This is a genomic window from Arthrobacter sp. CAN_A1 (assembly GCF_015751665.1).
Lineage (GTDB): Bacteria > Actinomycetota > Actinomycetes > Actinomycetales > Micrococcaceae > Arthrobacter_D.
Window position 1 is genome coordinate 11861 of sequence record NZ_JADOUR010000006.1, and the last position, 18810, is coordinate 30670.

Sequence of the window (18810 nt, forward strand, 5' to 3'; positions counted from 1 at the left end):
AGGGTGTTGCGGTTGATAGGTCAAGAAACAGGTCGAGGAAGATTCGGGGATCGGGAAAGGCTTTAGGACAGGGGCTTGTTCATGGGGTCCTGAGCGAACTGGCGGAAGCGTGCGGCGACGTCCGGCCCACCCGCCGGGTCGCGGGTCACCAGCATAATCGTGTCATCGCCGGCGATGCTGCCCAGGACCGAGGGCATCACCGAATGGTCAATGGCGAGGGCAAGGAAATTGGCGGCACCCGGTGGGGTGCGGAGCACCACCAGGTTGCCCGACGCTTCAGCGGTGACCAGCAGTTCCGAGCAGAGCCGCGTCAGCCGGGAGTCGAGAATTTCCTGGGTGACACCGCTCTGCGGGGTCCGTCCGCCACCCTCGGCGGGAACGGCATAGACGAGCGTCCCCTCGCCGGCCCGCACCCGGACCGCGCCGAGCTCAACCAGGTCCCGGGAGAGGGTCGCCTGGGTGACGAGGACGCCGTCATCGGCCAGCAGCGCCGCCAGGTCGGCCTGCGAGCGAACCGACTGGCCGGTGAGGATTGCCCGGATCCTGGCCTGGCGTGCTGTTTTGGTGGTGGGCTGCAGTTGGGTCATCGCCTGTCCATCAGCCACACCATCAGGGCTTTCTGGGCGTGCAACCGGTTCTCGGCCTCGTCCCAGACCACTGACTGCGGGCCGTCAATCACGTCGGCGGCGATCTCGTAGCCGCGGTAGGCGGGCAGGCAGTGGAGCACGACGGCGTCCGGTGCGGCCAACGCCATCGCGGCGGTATCCACCCCGTAGCTGCTGAACAGCTCGTAGGTTGCGTCTTTGGCGGTGGCGCTGTCGGGTTCCTGGCCCATGGAGATCCAGGTGTCGGTGGCGACGACGTCGGCGCCGGCCAGTGCCGCTGCCGGGTCGGTGGTGACCAGCACCGACCCGCCGGTCTCGGCGGCCCTATCGTTGGCCGCGTCGACTACTGATTGCTGGGGCAGGTGCCCGTCGGGACCGGCGATCCGCACGTGCATGCCGGCGGTGACCCCGGCGAGCAGGTAGGAGTTGGCCATGTTGTTGGCGGCGTCGCCCAGGTAGGCCAGGGTGAGTCCGGCGAGCTGGCCCTTGTGTTCGCGGATGGTCAGGAGGTCGGCGAGGAGCTGGCACGGGTGGTAGTCGTCGGAGAGCGCGTTGATCACGGGCACCTTCGATGCTGCTGCCATTTCTTCCAGCCCCGTCTGGGCGTAGGTGCGCCACACAATGGTGGAGACCATCCGTTCGAGCACCTTGGCGGTGTCGGTGATGGATTCCTTGTGCCCCAGCTGCGAGTCCCCGGCGCCGATGATCAACGGGACTCCACCCAGATCGGCGATGCCGGTGGCGAAGGAGACCCGGGTGCGGGTGGAGGTCTTGTCGAAGATGACCGCGACGGTCTGACGCCCGGTGGTGACCGCACCGTCCGGGTCGACGCCGGCGTAGGTGCTGAGCGAATAGGGGGCCCGCTTGAGCTCTGCGGCCAGGTCGAGGACTTCGGTCTGTTCAGCCTGTGTGAGGTCGGTGTCGATCAGGAAGTGGCGGGTCATGGGGTACGTTCCTTTGCGATGGTTAGGATGCCGGGCAGCGCGTCGGTGAAGGTGGCAGCCTGGTCCCGGGTGAGGATCAGCGGCGGTGCCAGACGCAGTGTATGCGGGGTGGGAGCGTTCACGATGAAGCCCCGGCGCAACGCTTCAGTCACTGCCGCGGCGGCGTAGTCGCCGTCCAGGTCGAAGCCGATCAGCAGACCCTCACCGCGGACCTCCGTGACCTGGTCCAGTGTGGCGAGCTCGGCGCGGAGCCACGCTCCGACGTCGTGCGCGTGGGCCAGCAGGTCGGTCGCCTCGATGGTGTGCAGGGTGGCCAGCGCCGCGGCCGTCGCGACGGGATTCCCGCCGAACGTGGTGCCGTGCTGGCCCGGGCCGAACAGGGAGGACACCGCGTCGCCAAAGGTGACCAGCGCCCCGATCGGGAACCCTCCCCCGAGCCCCTTGGCCAGGGTCATCGCATCCGGTACGATCCCGCTGGGCTGGTGCGCAAACCAGGATCCGGTGCGGCCGATTCCGGTCTGGACCTCGTCGAGGATCAGCAGCGCGCCGGCCCGGGTGGTGACGTCACGGGCGGCCTGCAGGTATCCGGGCGGGAGCGGGCGGACGCCTGCCTCCCCCTGGATGGGTTCGATGACGACGGCGGCAACGGTATCGTCGACGGCATTCACCAGGGCGTCGATGTCGCCGAAGGGAAGATGCTCAACGCCGCCGGGCAGCGGTTCGAACGGCTCCCGGTAGGCCTGCCTGGCGGTCAGGGCCAGGGCCCCCATGGTGCGGCCGTGGAAGGCACCCTCGAGGGCGAGGATCCGGGTCCGGGCCGGTGTGCCGGCCGCCGCCGGGGTGCTGTTGCGGCGGGCGAGCTTGAACGCTGCCTCAACTGCTTCGGTGCCCGAGTTGGCGAAGAACACCCTCGACCCGTCGGGCGCCTGCGACAGCTGCAACAGTTTTTCGGCCAGCGCAATCTGGGTGGGGCTGGTGAAGAAGTTGGACACGTGGCCGAGGGTGGCGAGCTGGCTGGAAATCACCGAGGTGACAAACGGGTGGGCGTGGCCGAGGGCGTTGACGGCGATGCCGCCGAGCAGGTCGAGGTACTGGGTGCCGTCTGCATCCCAGACGGTGCAGCCGGAGCCGCGGACCAGGACCCGCTGCGGGGTGCCGAACACCCCGAGCAGGGACGAGCTGTAGCGTGCGAGCCAGTCGGCGCCGGAGGCCTGCTGATCGAGCACCAGATCCAGCTGCTGGGTGGGGGTGAGGTCTGTGGGGCGATGGGTCATGAGCCGTCCTCGTCCGGTACTACCTGGGTGCCGATCCCGGCGGTGGTGAAGGTTTCCAGCAACATGGAGTGGGCCAGCCTGCCGTCGACAATGTGAGCGCGCTCCACTCCGCCGTCGATGGCGGCGAGGCAGGCGGTCATTTTGGGGATCATGCCCGACTCCAGCTGCGGCAGCATGGTGCGCAACTGGCCTGCGGTGAGGGAAGAGATCAGCGAGGACTTGTCGGGCCAGTTGGCGTACAGCCCCTCGACATCGGTGAGGATCACCAGTTTGGAGGCATGCAGCGCCTGGGCGAGGGCCGCCGCTGCGGTGTCGGCGTTGACGTTGAGCACCTGGTTGGTGCCGTCGCCGTCGTCGTCAATCTCTGGGGCCACGGTGGAGATCACGGGGATCCGGCCAGCCTCAAGGATGTCGAGGATGGCGGCGGGGTTGACGCCGACCACCTCGCCGACCAGGCCGAGGTCCACCTCGGCACCGTCGACGACGGTGCCGGTGCGGGTGGCCTGCAGGAGGCCGCCGTCCTCGCCGGAGAGTCCGACGGCGTAGGGTCCGTGGGAGTTGATCAGGCCGACCAGCTCGCGTCCCACCTGCCCGGTGAGCACCATCCGGACCACCTCCATGGTTTCGGGGGTGGTGACCCGCAGGCCGCCCTTGAATTCGGACTCGATGCCGAGCCGCTGCAGCATGGCGCTGATCTGCGGTCCGCCGCCGTGCACCACGACGGGGCGGATCCCCACGTGGTGAAGAAAGACGATGTCTTCGGCGAAGGCGCGGCGCAAGTCCTCGTTGACCATGGCGTTGCCGCCGTATTTGATGACCATGGTGGTCCCGGCGAACCGTTGGATCCACGGCAGCGCCTCGATCAGGGTCTCTGCCTTGTCCTGTGCGGCAATGACTGAATTCATGATGTCCTTCTGGTGACAGCGTGGGGTGCGGATACTGGCTACGACGAGTACGCCGAGTTTTCGTGCACGTATTCGTGAGTGAGGTCGTTGGTCCAGATGGTCGCGGTCTCGGTGCCGGCGTTGAGATCGATCTCCACGGTGACGTCCCGCCCGGTGAGGTCCACGAGGTCCCGGGAGTCACCGATGCCGCCGTTGCGGCAGATCTGCACGCCGTTCATCGTCACGTTGAGCTGGTCCGGTTCAAAGGCCGCGTCGGTGGTGCCCACGGCTGCCAGCACCCGACCCCAGTTGGGGTCGTTGCCGAAGATCGCTGTCTTGAAGAGGTTGGAGCGGGCCACCGACCGGCACACCGTTTCGGCGTCCTGTTCGCTGGCCGCGTTGACGGCGGTGATGGCGATGTCGTGGCTGGCCCCCTCGGCGTCCTTGATCAGCTGCTGGGCCAACGAGTGGCAGACCCCGGTCAGCGCGTCGGCGAACTCCTGCGGGTCGGGGCTGACCCCGCTGGCACCTGAGGCGAGCAACACCACCGTGTCGTTGGTGGACATGCACCCATCAGAATCGGTCCGGTCGAAGGTCACGCGGGTGGCCTGGCGCAGGGCCGTGTCCAGCTGGGCCGGATCGACGACGGCGTCGGTGGTGAGGACCACCAGCATGGTGGCGAGCCCGGGGGCGAGCATGCCAGCACCCTTGGCCATTCCGCCGATGGAATACCCCTCGCTGGGGGCATCGGCCGACGCCGGGTGGCGGGCTTCTTTGGACACCGAGTCGGTGGTCATGATGGCTTCGGCTGCTGCCTGCCCGCCCGCTGTGGACAGCTGGGCGACGGCGTTGCTGACTCCCGGCAGCAGCTTGTCCATGGGAAGCTGCTCCCCGATCAGCCCGGTGGAGCAGATGAAGACGTCACCGGAGGAGACGCCGAGCGCGTCGGCGGCGTGTTCGGCGGTGACGTGGGTGTTCTGAAAGCCTTCGGCACCCGTGCAGGCGTTCGCTCCGCCGGAGTTGAGGACCACTGCGTCAACCCGCCCGTCGGAGACCACCTGGCGGGACCACAGCACGGGCGCGGCTACCACCCGGTTGGTGGTGAAGACTGCGGCGGCGTGCTGCAGCGGCCCGTCGTTGACGACCACTGCAACATCGGCGTTGCCTGAGGCTTTGAGCCCGGCGGCGGTGCCTGCGGCCCGGAATCCGGCCGGTGCGGTAATGCTCATGGTGCTACTCCCTGCAGGGTGAGCCCGGCGGTCTCAGGGAGACCGAGGGCAATGTTCATGGACTGGATGGCGCCGCCGGCAGTGCCCTTGGTGAGGTTGTCGATCACGCAGGTCACGATCGCCCGGCCCGCGTGCTCGTCGAAGGCCAACTGGAGGTTTGCGTAGTTGGAGCCGAGCACTGCCTTGGTCGCGGGCCATTGTCCTTCCGGCAGCACGGTGACGAAGGGTTCGTCGTCGTACGCTGCGGTCCAAGCGTCCCTGAGCTGTTCGGGGGTGGTGCCCGGCAGCACCCTGGCGGTGGCAGTGGTCAGGATGCCGCGGGACATTGGCGCGAGCGTGGGGGTGAATGACACCTGGACCTGCTCCCCCGCTGCCAGCGAGAGGCCCTGCTCGATTTCCGGGGTGTGGCGGTGGCCGCCGCCTACTCCATACGGACTCATTCCGCCCATCACCTCGGAGCCCAGCAGGTTGGCTTTGACTGCCTTGCCGGCCCCGGAGGTGCCGGATGCGGCGACGATGACGACGTCGCCGGGCTGCAGCAGGCCCGCCGCGAAGCCAGGCGTCAGGGCGAGGAGGGAGCTGGTGGGGTAACAGCCCGGCACGGCAATCCGGCGGGCCCCGCGGAGTTTTTCCCGGTGGCCGGGCAGCTCGGGCAGGCCGTAGGGCCAGGAGCCGGCATGTGGGGAGCCGTAGAACTTCTCCCAGGCGGCGGGGTCGGTGAGCCGGTGGTCGGCTCCGGCGTCGATCACCAGCGTGGTGGCGGGCAGCTGGGCGGCGATCTCGGCGCTGGCTCCATGCGGGAGGGCAAGAACCACCACGTCGTGACCGGCGAGGTTGTCCACTGTGGTTTCCTCGAGCAGGCGGTCGCTGAGGGCGTGCAGATGGGGCTGCAATTCGCCAAGCCGCGAACCGGCGCTGCTGTGAGCAGTGATGGCACCGATAGTCACCGACGGATGGGAGGCGAGCAGACGCAACACTTCACCCCCGGCGTAGCCGCTTGCACCGGATACTGCTACCGAAATTGTCATGATCCAACTCTACAACAGGAATATACAGACAGCCACATAACTATGCATACGCCCTGGGTCGGGGTCGGGGCGTTCTAGCATGGGATCACAGCGCGCCAACGAAACAGCACCCCGATGAAGGAGACTCTTGATGCCCACAGCCATTGTTATCCAGCAGGCCGGCGGACCCGACGTACTGAAGATCGCTGAGGTGGATCAGCCCACACCGGCTGGCTCCGAGCTTGTGGTGCGGGTAGCCGCGGCGGGCGTCAACTACATCGAGACCTACCAGCGCAGCGGCTATTACCCGGTGAAGTACCCCTTCACCCCAGGCGCCGAGGCCGCCGGGGAAGTGGTGGCGTTGGGCCCCGAGGCGTCGGGTTTCGCCGTCGGCGACCGGGTGGCTTTCGCGGAAGGAGTCGGCACCTATGCCCAGTTCACGCTGGTGGACGCCGATAGGGCCCTGCCGGTGCCGGATGGGGTCAGTCTTGAGACAGCGGCTGCGCTCCCGCTGCAGGGCATGACCGCGCACTACCTGATCAACACCACGTTCCCAGTGCAGGTGGGGCAGACAGTTCTGACGCACGCGGGTGCCGGTGGGGTGGGACTGTTGCTCATCCAGCTGCTCAAGGCCAAGGGGGCGCGGGTCATCACGACGGTGTCCACCGACGACAAGGAAGCGCTGGCCCGGGAGGCCGGCGCCGACGAGGTGCTGCGCTATGAAGGCTTCGATACCGCAGTCCGTGAACTGACCAACGGCGTCGGGGGGGGATGTGGTGTACGACGGCGTGGGCCGGGCCACCTTCGACGGGTCACTGGCGTCGCTGCGGAAGCGGGGCACGCTGGTGCTGTTTGGGGCCGCGTCCGGGCCGGTTCCGGCGTTCGACCCGCAGCGTCTGGCCGCGACCGGGTCGGTCTACCTCACCCGTCCGAAACTGCTCGATCACCTGCTCAGCGTCGAAGAGCGGCGCTGGCGGTCATCAGAGGTCTTCGCGGCGGTGGTGGACGGCTCGTTGAAGGTCAGGATCGGGGCGACCTATCCGCCGGAGGCTGCAGCCCGGGCCCACGAGGACCTCGAGGCACGCAAAACCACCGGGAAAGTGCTACTCGTTCCCTAACTGCAGTGACCATAGATCCGCGCAGGTCTGCCCGGCTTCTGGGCAGACCTGCACGGCAGTAGCTGCCCGACGTGCAGGACCAGCGCTGGACGTCAGGTCTAGCGCTGGACGGCACCGTGGCGTTCGGCGGCCAGATGGACTGCCGCGTCGCGGGCCCCGCTGGCCTCATCGGCGGTCAGCGTCCGGTCCGGTGCCCTGAACCGCAGGGCGAAGGCGAGCGACTTGTGCCCGTCCTCGATTCCCGTCCCGTCGTACACGTCAAACAGGTGCACGTCCTCGAGGAGCTCCCCCGCACCTTCGCGAAGGGTCGACTGGACGACGTCTGCGGGCAGTCCGCCGACGACCACCAACGCCACATCCTGCGTGGTGGCAGGGAAGGTGGAAAGGTGCTTCGCGACAATCACATCCGGTGCGGCGTCGAACAGCAGGTCGGCGTTGATTTCCACAGCAACGGTCCGGGCCGGCAGATCGTGCGCGGCGAGGAGCTTCGGGTGCAGCTCGCCGGCGTAGCCGAGCAGTTCGCCGGTCCGCAGCGCGATGCGGGCAGTGCGCCCGGGGTGGAACGCCTGATGCTCGCCCTGGGCGATCTCGAGGTCCACGCCGACGACGTCGGCCATCAGCCGGACCGTGTCCAGGGCATCGGCCCAGTCCCACGGCCGCGGCTGGTGGTTGGCTCCGGCGGGTGAGTCGTTGCCGGTGAACACTGCAGCGATGGTCAACGGTTGATCGGGCAGCCCGTCATAGAGCCCGTCCAGGACCTCCTCCGAAGGACGCTCGCCGAGCACCGGAATGCTCCGGCTACCGACCGTTTCCTGCGGCAGGAACACCAGGCCTGCCTCATACAACGCCAGATCGCGGAAACCACGGGAGTGGTTACGCTTCGCCACCTCGATCAGGCCCGGCAGCACCGAGCGGCGCAGGAAGCCCAGTTCCGCGCTCAGCGGGTTGGCCAGTTTGACCGACGGCTGCTCCGACCCGTCGGGCGAACCGAAGGTGGTGTTGCTGTCCAGTGACACAAACGGGTAGGACAGCACCTCGGTGAGGCCGGCGTCGGCCAGCGCCTGCAGCACCCGGCGGCGCTGCACCTGGACGCGGGACAGGCCGCTGCCTGGGGGTGCGACGGGAAGCCGCGACGGGATCTTGTCGTAGCCCACCAGCCGGGCAATCTCCTCGGTGAGGTCGTCCTTGATCTGCAGGTCCTGCCGCCAGCTCGGCGCCGTGACTGTGTGACCGCCATCGTGCGCTTCCACGACCGCCCCCAGATCGGTGAGGGCACCGGTGATCTGCTCGTCGGTGAAGTCCATCCCGATCCGGAGGGCCGGGTAGCCGGAGGGCAGGTCGATGACGACGGCGCCGGGCTGGGTGCCGACGTCGGTTCCGGCGTCGTCGGCGGTGCCGCCGGCGAGTTCAACCAGCAGGTCAACGACGCGCTGGGCTGCGATACCTGCAACCTGCCAGTCCACGCCGCGTTCGAACCGCTTGGATGCTTCAGACGGGAGCTTGTGGCGGCGGCGTGAGCGGGCGATCGACACCTCATCGAAATGCGCGGCCTCAATGAGCACGGTGGTGGTGGTGTCGGAGACCTCGGTGTCGGCGCCGCCCATGACGCCTGCGATACCGATGCCACCGGAGGCGTCGGCGATCAGGAGGTCTTCGACGTCGAGCTTGCGGACCTTGTCGTCGAGGGTCTTCAGGGTCTCCCCCGGGGTTGCCCGGCGGACCACAATCCCGCCGGAGAGCTTGTCCTGGTCGTAGCAGTGGGTGGGCTGCCCGAGTTCGAGCATCACGTAGTTGGAGATGTCCACCGGCAGCGAGATGGAGCGGATCCCCGCCAGGCGCAGCCGGGAAGCCATCCACGGCGGGGTGGGACGGGTCGCATCAACGCCGTGCACGGTGCGGGCGACGAACCTGTCGCAGCCCGGCTTGCCGTAGATCGGCGCCTCGTCGCTCAGCGCGACCGGGTACCCTCCGGACAGGCCCGCCGGGGCGGTGACCTGGCTCGCCGGGTCGATGAAGGTGGTCCCGGTGGCGTGCGCGTACTCGCGGGCAACGCCGCGGATCGAGAAGCAGTAGCTGCGGTCCGGGGTGACGTTGATTTCGGCTGCCTGGTCGTAGAGGCCGAGCAGTTCCATGGCGTCGGAGCCCACATCCGGGTCGAGCCCCAGGGTGGAAAGGACCAGGATGCCGTCGTGGTCGTCGCCGATGCCGAGCTCGCGCACCGAGGCGATCATGCCTGCCGAGACATGGCCGTAGGTGGTGCGGGCGGCGATGCGGAAGTCGCCGGGCAGCACGGCACCCGGGAGGGTGACCACTACTTTGTCGCCCTCGACGAAGTTATGGGCGCCGCAGACGATGCCCTGCACGCCCGACGGGTCAATGCCCTCGTGGGTCAGGGTCTGGGGCTGCCCCTCGGGCACTACCCGGACCTGGCACCAGTTGATGGTTTTGCCGTTGGTCTGCGGTTCCTTGACGACGGACAGGACCTGGCCGACGACGACGGGCCCGGACAGGGTGTCGGTGGGCCGGTGGACTGCTTCTTCTTCGAGGCCGACCTTGACCAGTTCGGCCATCACATCTTCGGCGGTGGCACCGGCTGGGACCTGTGCGAATTCACGCAACCAGGAAAGTGGAATACGCATGCTTAGATCTCCATCCCGAAGTGCTCGCTGAACCGTACATCGCCCTCAATCATGTCCCGCATGTCCCCTACCTCGTTGCGGAACATCAGGGTTCGTTCAATACCCATGCCGAAGGCGAACCCGGAGAACTCCTCCGGATCGATGCCTGCGGCGCGCAGCACATTGGGGTGCACCATGCCGCAACCGCCCCATTCAATCCACTGCGGGCCGCCCTTGGCGCCGGGGTGCCAGATGTCGAGTTCGGCTGACGGCTCGGTGAAGGGGAAGAAGTTCGGGCGCAGCCGGATCTGGGCGGCGTCGCCGAACATCAGGCGGGCAAAGTGCTCGAGTGTCCCGCGCAGGTCGGCCATGCTGAGGTTCCGGTCGATGGCCAGCCCCTCGAACTGGTGGAACACGGGGGTGTGGGTCGCGTCCAACTCGTCGGTCCTGAAGACCTTGCCGGGGCACAGCACGTACAGCGGCAGGGGACGCTCAAGCATCGAGCGTACCTGGACCGGTGAGGTGTGGGTGCGCAGCAGCAGGTGCGCTTCGGGTGGCTCGACGAAGAACGTGTCCTGCATGTCGCGGGCCGGGTGGTCCGGCAAGAAGTTAAGGGCGTCGAAGTTGAACCACTCCGATTCCAGTTCGGGGCCTTCGGCGATTTCCCAGCCCATGCCGACGAAGATGTCGCTGACGCGTTCCTGCAGGGTGGACAGTGGGTGGCGGGCGCCGGCACGACGACGGCGCGGGGCCGCCGTGACGTCCACTGCCTCTTCGACGAGGATCCGCGCGTCGCGTTCCGCTTCTAGTTCGGTGGTGCGGGCGGCGAGCGCAGCGTTGATCCTGCCGCGGGCGGGTCCGATGTTCTTTCCGGCGGCCGCCTTCTCCTCCTTGGCGAGGGCGCCAATGCCCCGGTTCGCCAGGCTGAGCGGAGACTTATCGCCGGTGTGGGCGATGCGGACCTGCTTGAGCGCGTCAAGATCCGCTGCGGCGGCAATGGCGGCGAGCGCACTGTCGACTGTCGCGCCAATCGCCTCGGCATCCAGCGGAGAAGGAACGTCGACGACGGCGGACGTCGCGTGGGCGGGTCCGCCCGGCTGTGTGGAGTCAGACATCGAAATGTTCATACCTTCAGTGGTGGTGGGCAACTGGTTTTTCACCGCGGATCCGGTGACCGTTGGCAGACGGTGCAAGTCTAGCTAACACCGGCGCCGAGTCCCCAATGGGCGGCAGTGACCCACGTACTAGGATGACTTCCATGGTCCCGGCCCACAGAACGCGATGGCTGCTCAACTGGCTGAACCTGTCCACGGCGGCGGGGCTGCTCCTGGCGACAGCGAAACGGTGTGACCTCCGTCCCGGCCCTGACGGACTTCTCCTCGCCTTCGGCTACACCGGAACAATGCCGGTCGCGAGCGCCTTCACCGTAGGGAATGTCATCCTGTTCCGTGCGTCGGCCACTGCGGGGACACCCCGACCGGCACTCCTCGCCCACGAATCCCGGCACAGCACCCAGTACGCCGTCTGCCTGGGGTTACCCTTCCTACCCCTCTACTTCGGGGCGGCAGCTTTTTCCCTCCTCCGTACCGGCGACCCTGCGTCCGCCAACATTTTTGAGCGCCTGGCCGGACTGGCCGATGGCGGGTATGTCCAGCGACCCGCGCGGCCGCTTGCAGCGTCGCTCTCTGCCGTCTTCGCGAAAAGGGGACCATCATGACGTCCAGCCCTGACGTTCCAACCATCACGGTCACCGGTACAGGCTCGGTCAGTGGCGTGCCCGACCGGTTGCACCTCGACGTCGGGGTGGAGGTTCGCCGTCCGACGGCCCCGCACGCCTATCTCCAGGCTGCCGAGGCAGCGTCGAGGGTGTTTGATGCCCTTGACGCCCTGGCCTTCCCCGCCCTGACCCGGGCCACCCGCCAGGTCGGGTTGCGGGCCGACATCCGGTGGGGCGAGAACCAGGAGCAGCAGGTGTCCGGGTACGTTGCCTCGCAGGATCTCACGGTGACGATCGACAATCTGGCGTCCGCTTCGGAAGTCCTCGACGCCGTGGTGCTCGCGGGCGGCGACGACGCCCGCATCACCTCCCTGACCTTCGGGTTCTCCGATCCTGCTGCCCGGGCCAACCTGGCCCAGAAGGCGGCCTGGCAGGACGCACGCGACCGGGCACAACGGTGGGCGGACCTGGCCGGGTGCACTCTCGGCGCCGTGGACAGCGTGTCCGAAGAAGCGGGCGCTGGTTCCCGCCCCATGATGCGCACCATGCTGGCCGGGGATTCGTCGATGCCGGTAGTCCCCGGCGAGGCCGCCGTCGTCTGCAGCGTAACGGTGAGCTGGCGCATCGGCAGGTCGGAATAGTCTTCGCCTCCTTGCCTGAATCCTGGCGCCTGATAACGGCGTCGTAACGCCTTGCGTACTACTACGCAGACCGGGTTCGGGGTGCATCGGGTGAAGTGTGTAATGTTCCCAGGCGGTCGTGGCGGCCGCTGTTGACTCCCCAACGGTTGGTGCTGGGAGCGTCCGGGATTGCACTGGTTGGCGCCGGGATCCTGTGGCCCCTCGATTGGTTGGGCCCGGTCACCCAGGACCTTCGCACGTTTGTCCTTTGCCATCTTGTCCGACCCGTCGCGGCGCACCAGGGCTGGACGCCCGGGCCACCACGTTCGGGGGCGGGCCCGGCTCGGTGCTCTCCACCCTGGACCGACCCGAGCGGTCCGCCGTCGCCCTTCACGACTTTGCTGGTCTCTCCTCCGGTCAGATCGCAGGGATCACCGACCGGCCCATTGACCAGGTACACACTGATCTCCGGGCCGGTACTGCCAAGGCTGAAGCGCAGCAGGCAGCGCCGTGAACCCGGGGTTCCGCGAATTCCTCGCGGCGGAAGCCAGCGACCGGTTCCAGTCCTATCCGGCCTCGATTGACCGCCCTCTCCTGGCCGGGATGCGCCTGTATCGCTGGCGGGTGGCGTTGACCACCACGGCTGCGGTCGCCGTCGTCATCGCGCTCGTCTCGGCGGTGGCGTTGACGCCCGGCGGACTGGGAGTCGGGCCTTGTCACACCGGACGAGGCCGCCGATGGGGTGGCGACGGTTACCGCCCAGGCGGAGGGCTGGCGGGCACCGGCACCGTCTTTTGCCCACAAATTGAGTAGCGGGTTGGGGTTGCCGCCTCCGGGCTAGTGCTCTGCGCCTGCTGCCAGGCGAAGGTCCGACGTCGTGCGTTGGCTGGTCAGTGCAATGACACGGAGTGCGGCTGCCATGTCGGCGACGGGCATACCGGGGGCCGCGTGAACGGCGGCCTGGTCCGATGAGTAGGGGACGTGGATGAACCCACCGCGGGCGCCGCCGTCGGGGGGCATCGCCAGGAGATCCATCAGACCGTAGAACACATGGTTGCAGACATAGGTGCCGGCGGTTTGGGAGATTTCGGCGGAGATGCCCGAATCTGTCAGGTCCTGGAGCGCCTGTTTGATGGGCAGGGTGGAGAAGTAGGCGGCGGGGCCGTCGGCCCGGACCGGGCTATCGATGGGCTGGTTGCCTGAGTTGTCGGGGATCCTGGCGTCGTCGATGTTGATCGCCACCCGCTCCAGGGAGACTTTAGACCGTCCCCCCGCCTGGCCCACGCAGAGCACCAGGTCGGGGCGATGCAGCCGAACTGCATCGCGCAGGGCCGCGATGCTTTCGACGAAGGCACAGGGCAGCTCGACGGCGACCGCTTCGACGCCGCACTGGCTCAGGTCTGCTGCGGCCTGCCCGGCCGCCTGCCACGACGGGTTGATCGCTTCGCCGCCGAACGGCTCGAATCCGGTGAGGAGAATCATGGCTCAAGCCTAGGCGACGGCTCAGAGGAGTGGCGGAGCCGCACCTGAGTGGTTGCCCCGCAGCGATCCTGCGGGTGGGCCACTGTTTTCCGGGCCCGAAGTCTCGCGGACTCAGGCGAGGAACGCTGTCAGCCCTTCAATCAACCGCTGGACGTCGTCCAGGGTCGTGTAGGGTGCCAGCCCCGCCCGCAATCCGCCGGCCTCCCCCAGCCCCAGCACGCCCGCCGCTTCGATGGCGTAGAAGTTGCTGGCAGGTACCAGGACGTTCCGTTCGGCGAGGAACCGGCTCACGTCGGCGGCGGGGTGGCCGGCGAAGGTGAGCAACAGGGTCGAGGTCCGGGCGGCGGCACGTGAGTGGACTGTCACCGCTGGCAGGTCCGCGAGCGCAGTCTCCAGGAGGCGCAGGAGGAACGACTCGTGCTGCTCGATGTCGGAGTGGGCTGCAACGAGGCGCTCCCGGCGCGACCCGCCGCCCCCGCCCAGGGCGGCGATGAAGTCCACTGCCGCCGTCGCGCCAGCCATGATCTCGTACGGCAGGGTACCGAGTTCGAAGCGTTCGGGGACGGCATTGGTGGAGGGCAGAAGTTTGTCCGGGGTCAGTGTCTCCAGCAGGGCGGGCGAGGCGGCGAGGACGCCGCAGTGCGGGCCGAGGAACTTGTAGGGCGAGCAGACGAAGAAGTCGGCTCCGAGCGCCTTCACATCGACGCTGGCATGGGCAGCGTAGTGGACCCCATCGACGTACAGGAGGGCCCCGACGTCGTGCACCATGGTCGCGATCACCGGGATATCGGGCATGGTGCCAAGCAGGTTGGACGCTGCGGTAACTGCGACGAGCCGCGTCTGGGGGCCCAGGGCGGCCTTCATCTCGTCGAGGTTCAGCTCGGAGGTGGCTGGATCGAAACCCACCCAGCGCACTGTCGCTCCTTGATGCTCGGCTGCCTGAACCCAGGGACGGATGTTGCAGTCATGATCCAGTCGGGTCACAATCACTTCGTCACCCGGGCCCCACCGGGCGCTGAGGTGCTTAGCGAATTCGTAGGTGAGCTGCGTGGCGCTGCGGCCGTACACAACTCCGAGGGGATCCGCGTTGAGGAAGTCCGCCATCGCCGACCGAAATCCGAGCACCGCCGCCTCAGCGTTCCGTTCCGAGGCGACCGAGCTACCCCTGATGGACAGCGGGCTGGTCAGCGTGTCCGCGATGGCCTGTCCGACGCCGCTCGGCGTCTGGGTTCCCCCGGGACCGTCAAAGTGGGCTATCCCCGAAGACAGGGAAGGGAAATGGGAGCGCAGACTCTCGACGTCGAGCGGCATGGGGTCCTTTCACGGGTGGGCAAGGCGTGGCAACAGCCTAAAGGGCGCGACGCGGGAGTGGCTAACCAGCGAAACGGTCGGCGTCGTCGACGTCTGGCCCTCGCTAGATTCCAACGTCCCGGCGGTGTAGCGCAACCGCGCTGAGCCCGGCGAGGGCAACCGCGATGCCCCACAGCCAAGCGGCAGCACTCCAGTCGGCGCCGTTGGCAACCGGTGAATTGCCATAGGCCCAGTGGTAGGGCGAGAGGTTCAGCAGCCACCCCAGATCGGGGCTCTGCCGTCCAACGGCGTTGAAGACGTAGCTGAGAACGGCAACCCCCGTGCCGGCGGCCAGCCCATACACCTTCCTGCCGCTGACTGCCCCCGCGAAAAGGGCTGTCATGCCGCTCAGGAGCCCCAGCCCCGCAAACAGGACTGTTGCACCAAACAGGTACTGAGTTTCGAGCCCCAGCTGGGCTGGCTCGTTGAGAATCCACACCAGGACAAACACCACGGCGGCGAGCGTTGCGATCCGGACACCCATCGCCAGCGCCCTTTCGAGCACCACCTGGGGCCGGGTCACCGCATGGGCGAGGGTGAGTTCGAGCTGCCCGGACTCCTCATCGCCTGCCACCGCTGACGCACCCCAGGCCACCGAGGCGATCGTCACGAGGAGGAACCCGATGAGACCGAAGATGGTGGCCTGGGTGTAGCCAGGCCCTGACGCGATCTGGTCATAGTTCAGGGCCTTGGTCATTTCTGGTGGCAGCGCGTTGACCACATCCTGCATCTCAGGACTGTTGCCGATCGAGGGGTACAGCGGCAGGTACAGCAGGATGGCACCCGCAAGGCCGACCGTCCACGCAGCCGTAGACCGCCAATGGTCCACCAGTGCCCGTCTGAACAGTGGCAGGGTCGGCACGGGCCCCGCGCGGGTGCCACGGGTGACGGAGTGCGCCGAGCCAGTCATCGCCGACTCCCTACAGTCTTCGGGCGGCGTGCCGCACGCCCCGGATTCAGGGCTTCCCCGGCATTGGCCTCGCCCACACCACCATGTATCGCACCTCCATACAGGGTGAGCACCGATTCCTCGAGGTCCGGTTCCTCGATGACCAGATCCGACAACTCAAGGGGTGCCAGCGCGCGGACAAGAGGCTGGATGGCACCTTCAAGGGTCGCAGTCATGTCAATGGTGGATTCGGTCTCCTTCACCTCCATCGGTTGAAGGCCGGGCACACCCCGAAGCCGTAGTTCAAGCTCGGAGCCGCTCAGGCCGGTCACGGAGATCCTGACCTGGCGCAGGGCACCCTCGCGCAGCGCGGCTACCGTCGACACCTGCACAATGTCGCCGTCACGCAGGATCGCCACCCGGTCTGCCACCTGCTGGATCTCGCTCAGGACATGTGAGCTGAGGAACGTGGTCTGGCCGTTGTGCTGGGCTTCCCGCAGGAGCGCCCTGAACTCCTGCTGGATCAGTGGATCAAGGCCGCTGGTGGGCTCATCCAGAATCAGCACGTCGGGGTCATGCATGAAGGCCTGGACCAGGCCGAGCTTCTGTTTGTTGCCCTTGGATAGTTTCCGGGTGTGCCGGTCCAGATCGAGGTTGAACCGTTCGGCCAGCTCATCTGCCCGGCCTTGCCGGACCGGTCCGCTGATCGCCGCATAGTGGGCCAGCAGACGCCGCCCGGTAATGCGTTGTTCCAGGAAGAGTTCTCCGGGCAGGTAACCGATCCTTCGCCTGAGCCTGGGTCCCGCGGCACCCGGATTCTCTCCCAGGATTCTGATGGTTCCAGCACTGGGGCGAATAATGTCGAGCAAACATCGCATGGTGGTGGTCTTGCCGGCCCCGTTCGGCCCAATCACCCCGAAGACCTCGCCGCGCTCCACCCCAAAGCCGATGCCGTGCAGCACTTCACGACTGCCGAATGACTTCCGAAGTCCCTCAACCTCAATCACCTGGTTCATGGCTCACAACCCGCTTCCTGCCCCAGAATCCACAGCATACTCCTCCCGGCATTACAGTAGAATATATGTTCTAATGTATTAATGAGATGGGTTGGCCAGAGTACGACGACGACATCGGAGCCCGGTCCGCAGGAGGCTCTACTCCCCCTCAGCGGGCTGGTCCGGACGGTCAGGACGCCCGAGTTCGCCGGAATCACGTTCCACGAGGTACTGGCCAAATCGGTGCTCAACCGGGTTCCCGGCAACTCGAGCATGCCGTTCCACTGGACCATCAATCCGTACCGGGGCTGCTCGCACGCCTGCGTGTACTGCTTTGCCCGCAAAACACACAGCTACCTCAACCTGGACACCGGGCTGGACTTCGATTCGCAGCTCGTGGTGAAGACAAATGCTGGGGAAGTGGTGCGCCGCGAGGTATTGCGGCGGTCGTGGCAGCGTGAGCATGTGGCGATGGGGACCAACACCGACCCGTATCAGCGGGCCGAAGGCCGGTACCGGTTGATGCCCGCCATCATCGGCGCTCTTGCCGATTCCGGAACACCGTTTTCCATCCTCACCAAGGGCACACTGCTGGCACGGGATATCCCGCTGCTTAAGACGGCATCCGCCGCGGTGCAGATCGGGATGGGCATTTCCCTGGCCATTATCGATCCGGTGTTGGCCCACGCGGTGGAGCCAGGTACCCCGACACCCAAGGCGCGGCTGGAGTTGATCAGCCGGTTGCGGGACGCAGGCCTCCCCTGTGACGTCCTGGCCATGCCGATCCTGCCGTGGCTGACGGATAATGACGAGTCAATGGATGCCTTGTTTGGAGCGCTGGCAGCTGCCGGTGCGACGGGCGTTTCGGCGGGCGCATTACATCTGCGTCCCGGCGCCCGCGAGTGGTACATGGACTGGCTGGCCGCCCACCACCCTGCACTGGTGGGGCGCTATCAGCGGCTCTACCGTGGTGGAAGCTACGCGTCGAAGGAGTACCGGACCTGGCTGTCCGGCCGTATCCGGCACCACCGGGCCAACCATGGGTTCACCTCCGGGGCCCAGTTTTTCAGGGAGCTTGAACCGGGGGTTCCCCACGACGACGGCGCTCCCGCGGCAGCTTCGTCCTCACCAGCCTCACCGTTACCGGCAGCTGGGGCAGAACAGACGCTGTTCTAGAGCGGGGCACTCACCTGGGCCAGCAGTGCGTCAACAATGGGACGGTCCGCCGGGATCCAGGCGAGGTCCACCAGCTCGGTCGACCCGGCGAGGGGAACCCAGGCAAGAACATCATGATCCTCCAGAGGCTTCGGCTCACCGGCGGTCAGCTCGGCGAGCCACACCCGCATGGCAGCATGCTCGTTCAGGGGCCAGCCGCCGGGGAGGGGTCCCCTTACTTCGGTGCCCAGCGCCACCGTCACCCCCAGTTCCTCAAGTAGCTCACGGTGAAGAGCCTCCGTGTCAGATTCCCCTGCCTCGACTTTCCCGCCCGGGAACTCCCACTTGCCGGCAAATTGCTCGGGAGCGGTCCGGCGGGCAGCGAGCAGCCGGGTGGGATGGGCGAGGGAATCAACAATCGCGGCGCCGACAATCTGGCGCGGTAACTTCTCAACAGGCACGAACCGAGTGTAGCGGGCAGGCTCCGGCCACTGAACTGCCCTACAGTGCCCGGACCTGGTTGTTCCTCTTGTTATGGGTGAGCTCCACAAGCCCCAGCTCTTCAAGGAGTGGCGGGAGATACATGCCAAAACGCCCACGGTAGCCCTTGCGGAGGCCATACCAGCCGCCCACGGGGTTCGCCTCGGACCGACCCCACGCCTCGACCGACCCGTCGGGTGCTGGCTTGCTCTCATCGGCGGCACCAAGCGGCACCCAACCGTCTTGGGAGGACAGCCACGCGCCAAGATCCTCGATCGCCCGCAACTGATACCTGAGGGTGGTGCTCCCAACTTGGCACACCAGGGCAGGCGGATCGGCATCCTCTTCCCGATACATCGTGTACTGGGAGGATCCTGGCGCGGTGGTGAGTACGCAGGGGTCGTCTTTGGTTCCGGCTGCCATGATCTTCCTTACATCAGTGG

The 18810-nt window shown here is 67.1% G+C and carries 19 protein-coding genes and 1 pseudogene; 6 read left to right on the forward strand and 14 right to left on the reverse strand.

Going from position 1 to position 18810, the window contains the following annotated elements; translation table 11 throughout:
* Positions 1–62 precede the first annotated feature (62 nt).
* Genes IWX62_RS08525 through argC form a run of 6 tightly spaced genes read right to left on the reverse strand, consistent with a single transcriptional unit; the run spans position 63 to position 5964 of the window.
* Complete coding sequence (locus IWX62_RS08525) at positions 63–587, reverse strand: arginine repressor (protein WP_196840977.1); 525 nt, start codon at positions 585–587, stop codon at positions 63–65.
* Positions 584–1549 carry an ornithine carbamoyltransferase gene (argF, locus tag IWX62_RS08530; RefSeq protein WP_196840978.1) on the reverse strand — a complete coding sequence of 322 codons (966 nt, stop codon included), beginning with the start codon at positions 1547–1549 and terminating at the stop codon, positions 584–586. The genes IWX62_RS08525 and argF overlap by 4 nt, the downstream gene beginning before the upstream one ends.
* Entirely contained in the window at positions 1546–2823 is a 1278-nt protein-coding gene (locus tag IWX62_RS08535; RefSeq protein ID WP_333483308.1) for an acetylornithine transaminase, read from the reverse strand. The genes argF and IWX62_RS08535 overlap by 4 nt, the downstream gene beginning before the upstream one ends.
* Entirely contained in the window at positions 2820–3728 is a 909-nt protein-coding gene (gene argB, locus IWX62_RS08540) for an acetylglutamate kinase (protein ID WP_196840979.1), read from the reverse strand. Before argB ends, IWX62_RS08535 begins: the two co-directional genes overlap by 4 nt.
* A gap of 38 nt (positions 3729–3766) precedes the next feature.
* The gene (gene argJ / locus IWX62_RS08545; RefSeq protein WP_196840980.1) at positions 3767–4936 is read right to left on the reverse strand and encodes a bifunctional glutamate N-acetyltransferase/amino-acid acetyltransferase ArgJ; all 1170 of its coding nucleotides are present in this window, start codon (positions 4934–4936) and stop codon (positions 3767–3769) included.
* Entirely contained in the window at positions 4933–5964 is a 1032-nt protein-coding gene (argC, locus tag IWX62_RS08550) for an N-acetyl-gamma-glutamyl-phosphate reductase (RefSeq protein ID WP_196840981.1), read from the reverse strand. Before argC ends, argJ begins: the two co-directional genes overlap by 4 nt.
* 130 nt (positions 5965–6094) lie before the next feature.
* Here argC and IWX62_RS08555 point away from each other — a divergent pair.
* Positions 6095–7061: pseudogene (locus tag IWX62_RS08555) on the forward strand (quinone oxidoreductase family protein).
* 98 nt (positions 7062–7159) lie between these two features.
* Here the strand turns inward: IWX62_RS08555 and pheT are convergent.
* Both pheT and pheS read right to left on the reverse strand, forming a co-directional pair.
* Positions 7160–9700 (reverse strand): phenylalanine--tRNA ligase subunit beta, encoded by a 2541-nt coding sequence (gene pheT / locus IWX62_RS08560; RefSeq protein WP_196840982.1) that lies wholly within the window; start codon positions 9698–9700, stop codon positions 7160–7162.
* Between the two features lie 2 nt (positions 9701–9702).
* Entirely contained in the window at positions 9703–10794 is a 1092-nt protein-coding gene (pheS, locus tag IWX62_RS08565; protein ID WP_196840983.1) for a phenylalanine--tRNA ligase subunit alpha, read from the reverse strand.
* 143 nt (positions 10795–10937) lie between these two features.
* Here pheS and IWX62_RS08570 point away from each other — a divergent pair, with 143 nt between their 5' ends.
* From IWX62_RS08570 to IWX62_RS08585, 4 genes are all read left to right on the forward strand, one after another.
* The gene (locus IWX62_RS08570) at positions 10938–11396 is read left to right on the forward strand and encodes a DUF4157 domain-containing protein (RefSeq protein WP_196840984.1); all 459 of its coding nucleotides are present in this window, start codon (positions 10938–10940) and stop codon (positions 11394–11396) included.
* Positions 11393–12037: an SIMPL domain-containing protein gene (locus IWX62_RS08575; RefSeq protein ID WP_196840985.1), complete on the forward strand. Its 645-nt coding sequence runs from the start codon at positions 11393–11395 to the stop codon at positions 12035–12037. The genes IWX62_RS08570 and IWX62_RS08575 overlap by 4 nt, the downstream gene beginning before the upstream one ends.
* A 247-nt stretch (positions 12038–12284) precedes the next feature.
* On the forward strand, positions 12285–12530 hold the full coding sequence (locus IWX62_RS08580; protein WP_196840986.1) for a hypothetical protein: 246 nt from the start codon (positions 12285–12287) through the stop codon (positions 12528–12530).
* On the forward strand, positions 12527–12829 hold the full coding sequence (locus IWX62_RS08585; RefSeq protein WP_196840987.1) for a hypothetical protein: 303 nt from the start codon (positions 12527–12529) through the stop codon (positions 12827–12829). The genes IWX62_RS08580 and IWX62_RS08585 overlap by 4 nt, the downstream gene beginning before the upstream one ends.
* A 24-nt stretch (positions 12830–12853) precedes the next feature.
* On the opposite strand, the gene pcp is transcribed toward IWX62_RS08585, so the two are convergent.
* From pcp to IWX62_RS08605, 4 genes are all read right to left on the reverse strand, one after another.
* The gene (gene pcp / locus IWX62_RS08590; RefSeq protein WP_196840988.1) at positions 12854–13498 is read right to left on the reverse strand and encodes a pyroglutamyl-peptidase I; all 645 of its coding nucleotides are present in this window, start codon (positions 13496–13498) and stop codon (positions 12854–12856) included.
* 111 nt (positions 13499–13609) lie between these two features.
* Positions 13610–14809: a cysteine desulfurase-like protein gene (locus IWX62_RS08595; protein ID WP_196840989.1), complete on the reverse strand. Its 1200-nt coding sequence runs from the start codon at positions 14807–14809 to the stop codon at positions 13610–13612.
* Between the two features lie 103 nt (positions 14810–14912).
* The gene (locus IWX62_RS08600; RefSeq protein WP_333483309.1) at positions 14913–15758 is read right to left on the reverse strand and encodes an ABC transporter permease subunit; all 846 of its coding nucleotides are present in this window, start codon (positions 15756–15758) and stop codon (positions 14913–14915) included.
* Complete coding sequence (locus tag IWX62_RS08605) at positions 15755–16753, reverse strand: ABC transporter ATP-binding protein (protein ID WP_196840990.1); 999 nt, start codon at positions 16751–16753, stop codon at positions 15755–15757. Before IWX62_RS08605 ends, IWX62_RS08600 begins: the two co-directional genes overlap by 4 nt.
* An 81-nt stretch (positions 16754–16834) precedes the next feature.
* Here IWX62_RS08605 and IWX62_RS08610 point away from each other — a divergent pair, with 81 nt between their 5' ends.
* Complete coding sequence (locus tag IWX62_RS08610) at positions 16835–17908, forward strand: Rv2578c family radical SAM protein (RefSeq protein WP_196840991.1); 1074 nt, start codon at positions 16835–16837, stop codon at positions 17906–17908.
* Here the strand turns inward: IWX62_RS08610 and IWX62_RS08615 are convergent.
* On the reverse strand, positions 17905–18348 hold the full coding sequence (locus IWX62_RS08615; RefSeq protein ID WP_333483310.1) for a (deoxy)nucleoside triphosphate pyrophosphohydrolase: 444 nt from the start codon (positions 18346–18348) through the stop codon (positions 17905–17907). The genes IWX62_RS08610 and IWX62_RS08615 overlap by 4 nt on opposite strands.
* A 40-nt stretch (positions 18349–18388) precedes the next feature.
* On the reverse strand, positions 18389–18790 hold the full coding sequence (locus IWX62_RS08620; protein ID WP_196840993.1) for a DUF6855 family protein: 402 nt from the start codon (positions 18788–18790) through the stop codon (positions 18389–18391).
* Positions 18791–18810: the final 20 nt, after the last annotated feature.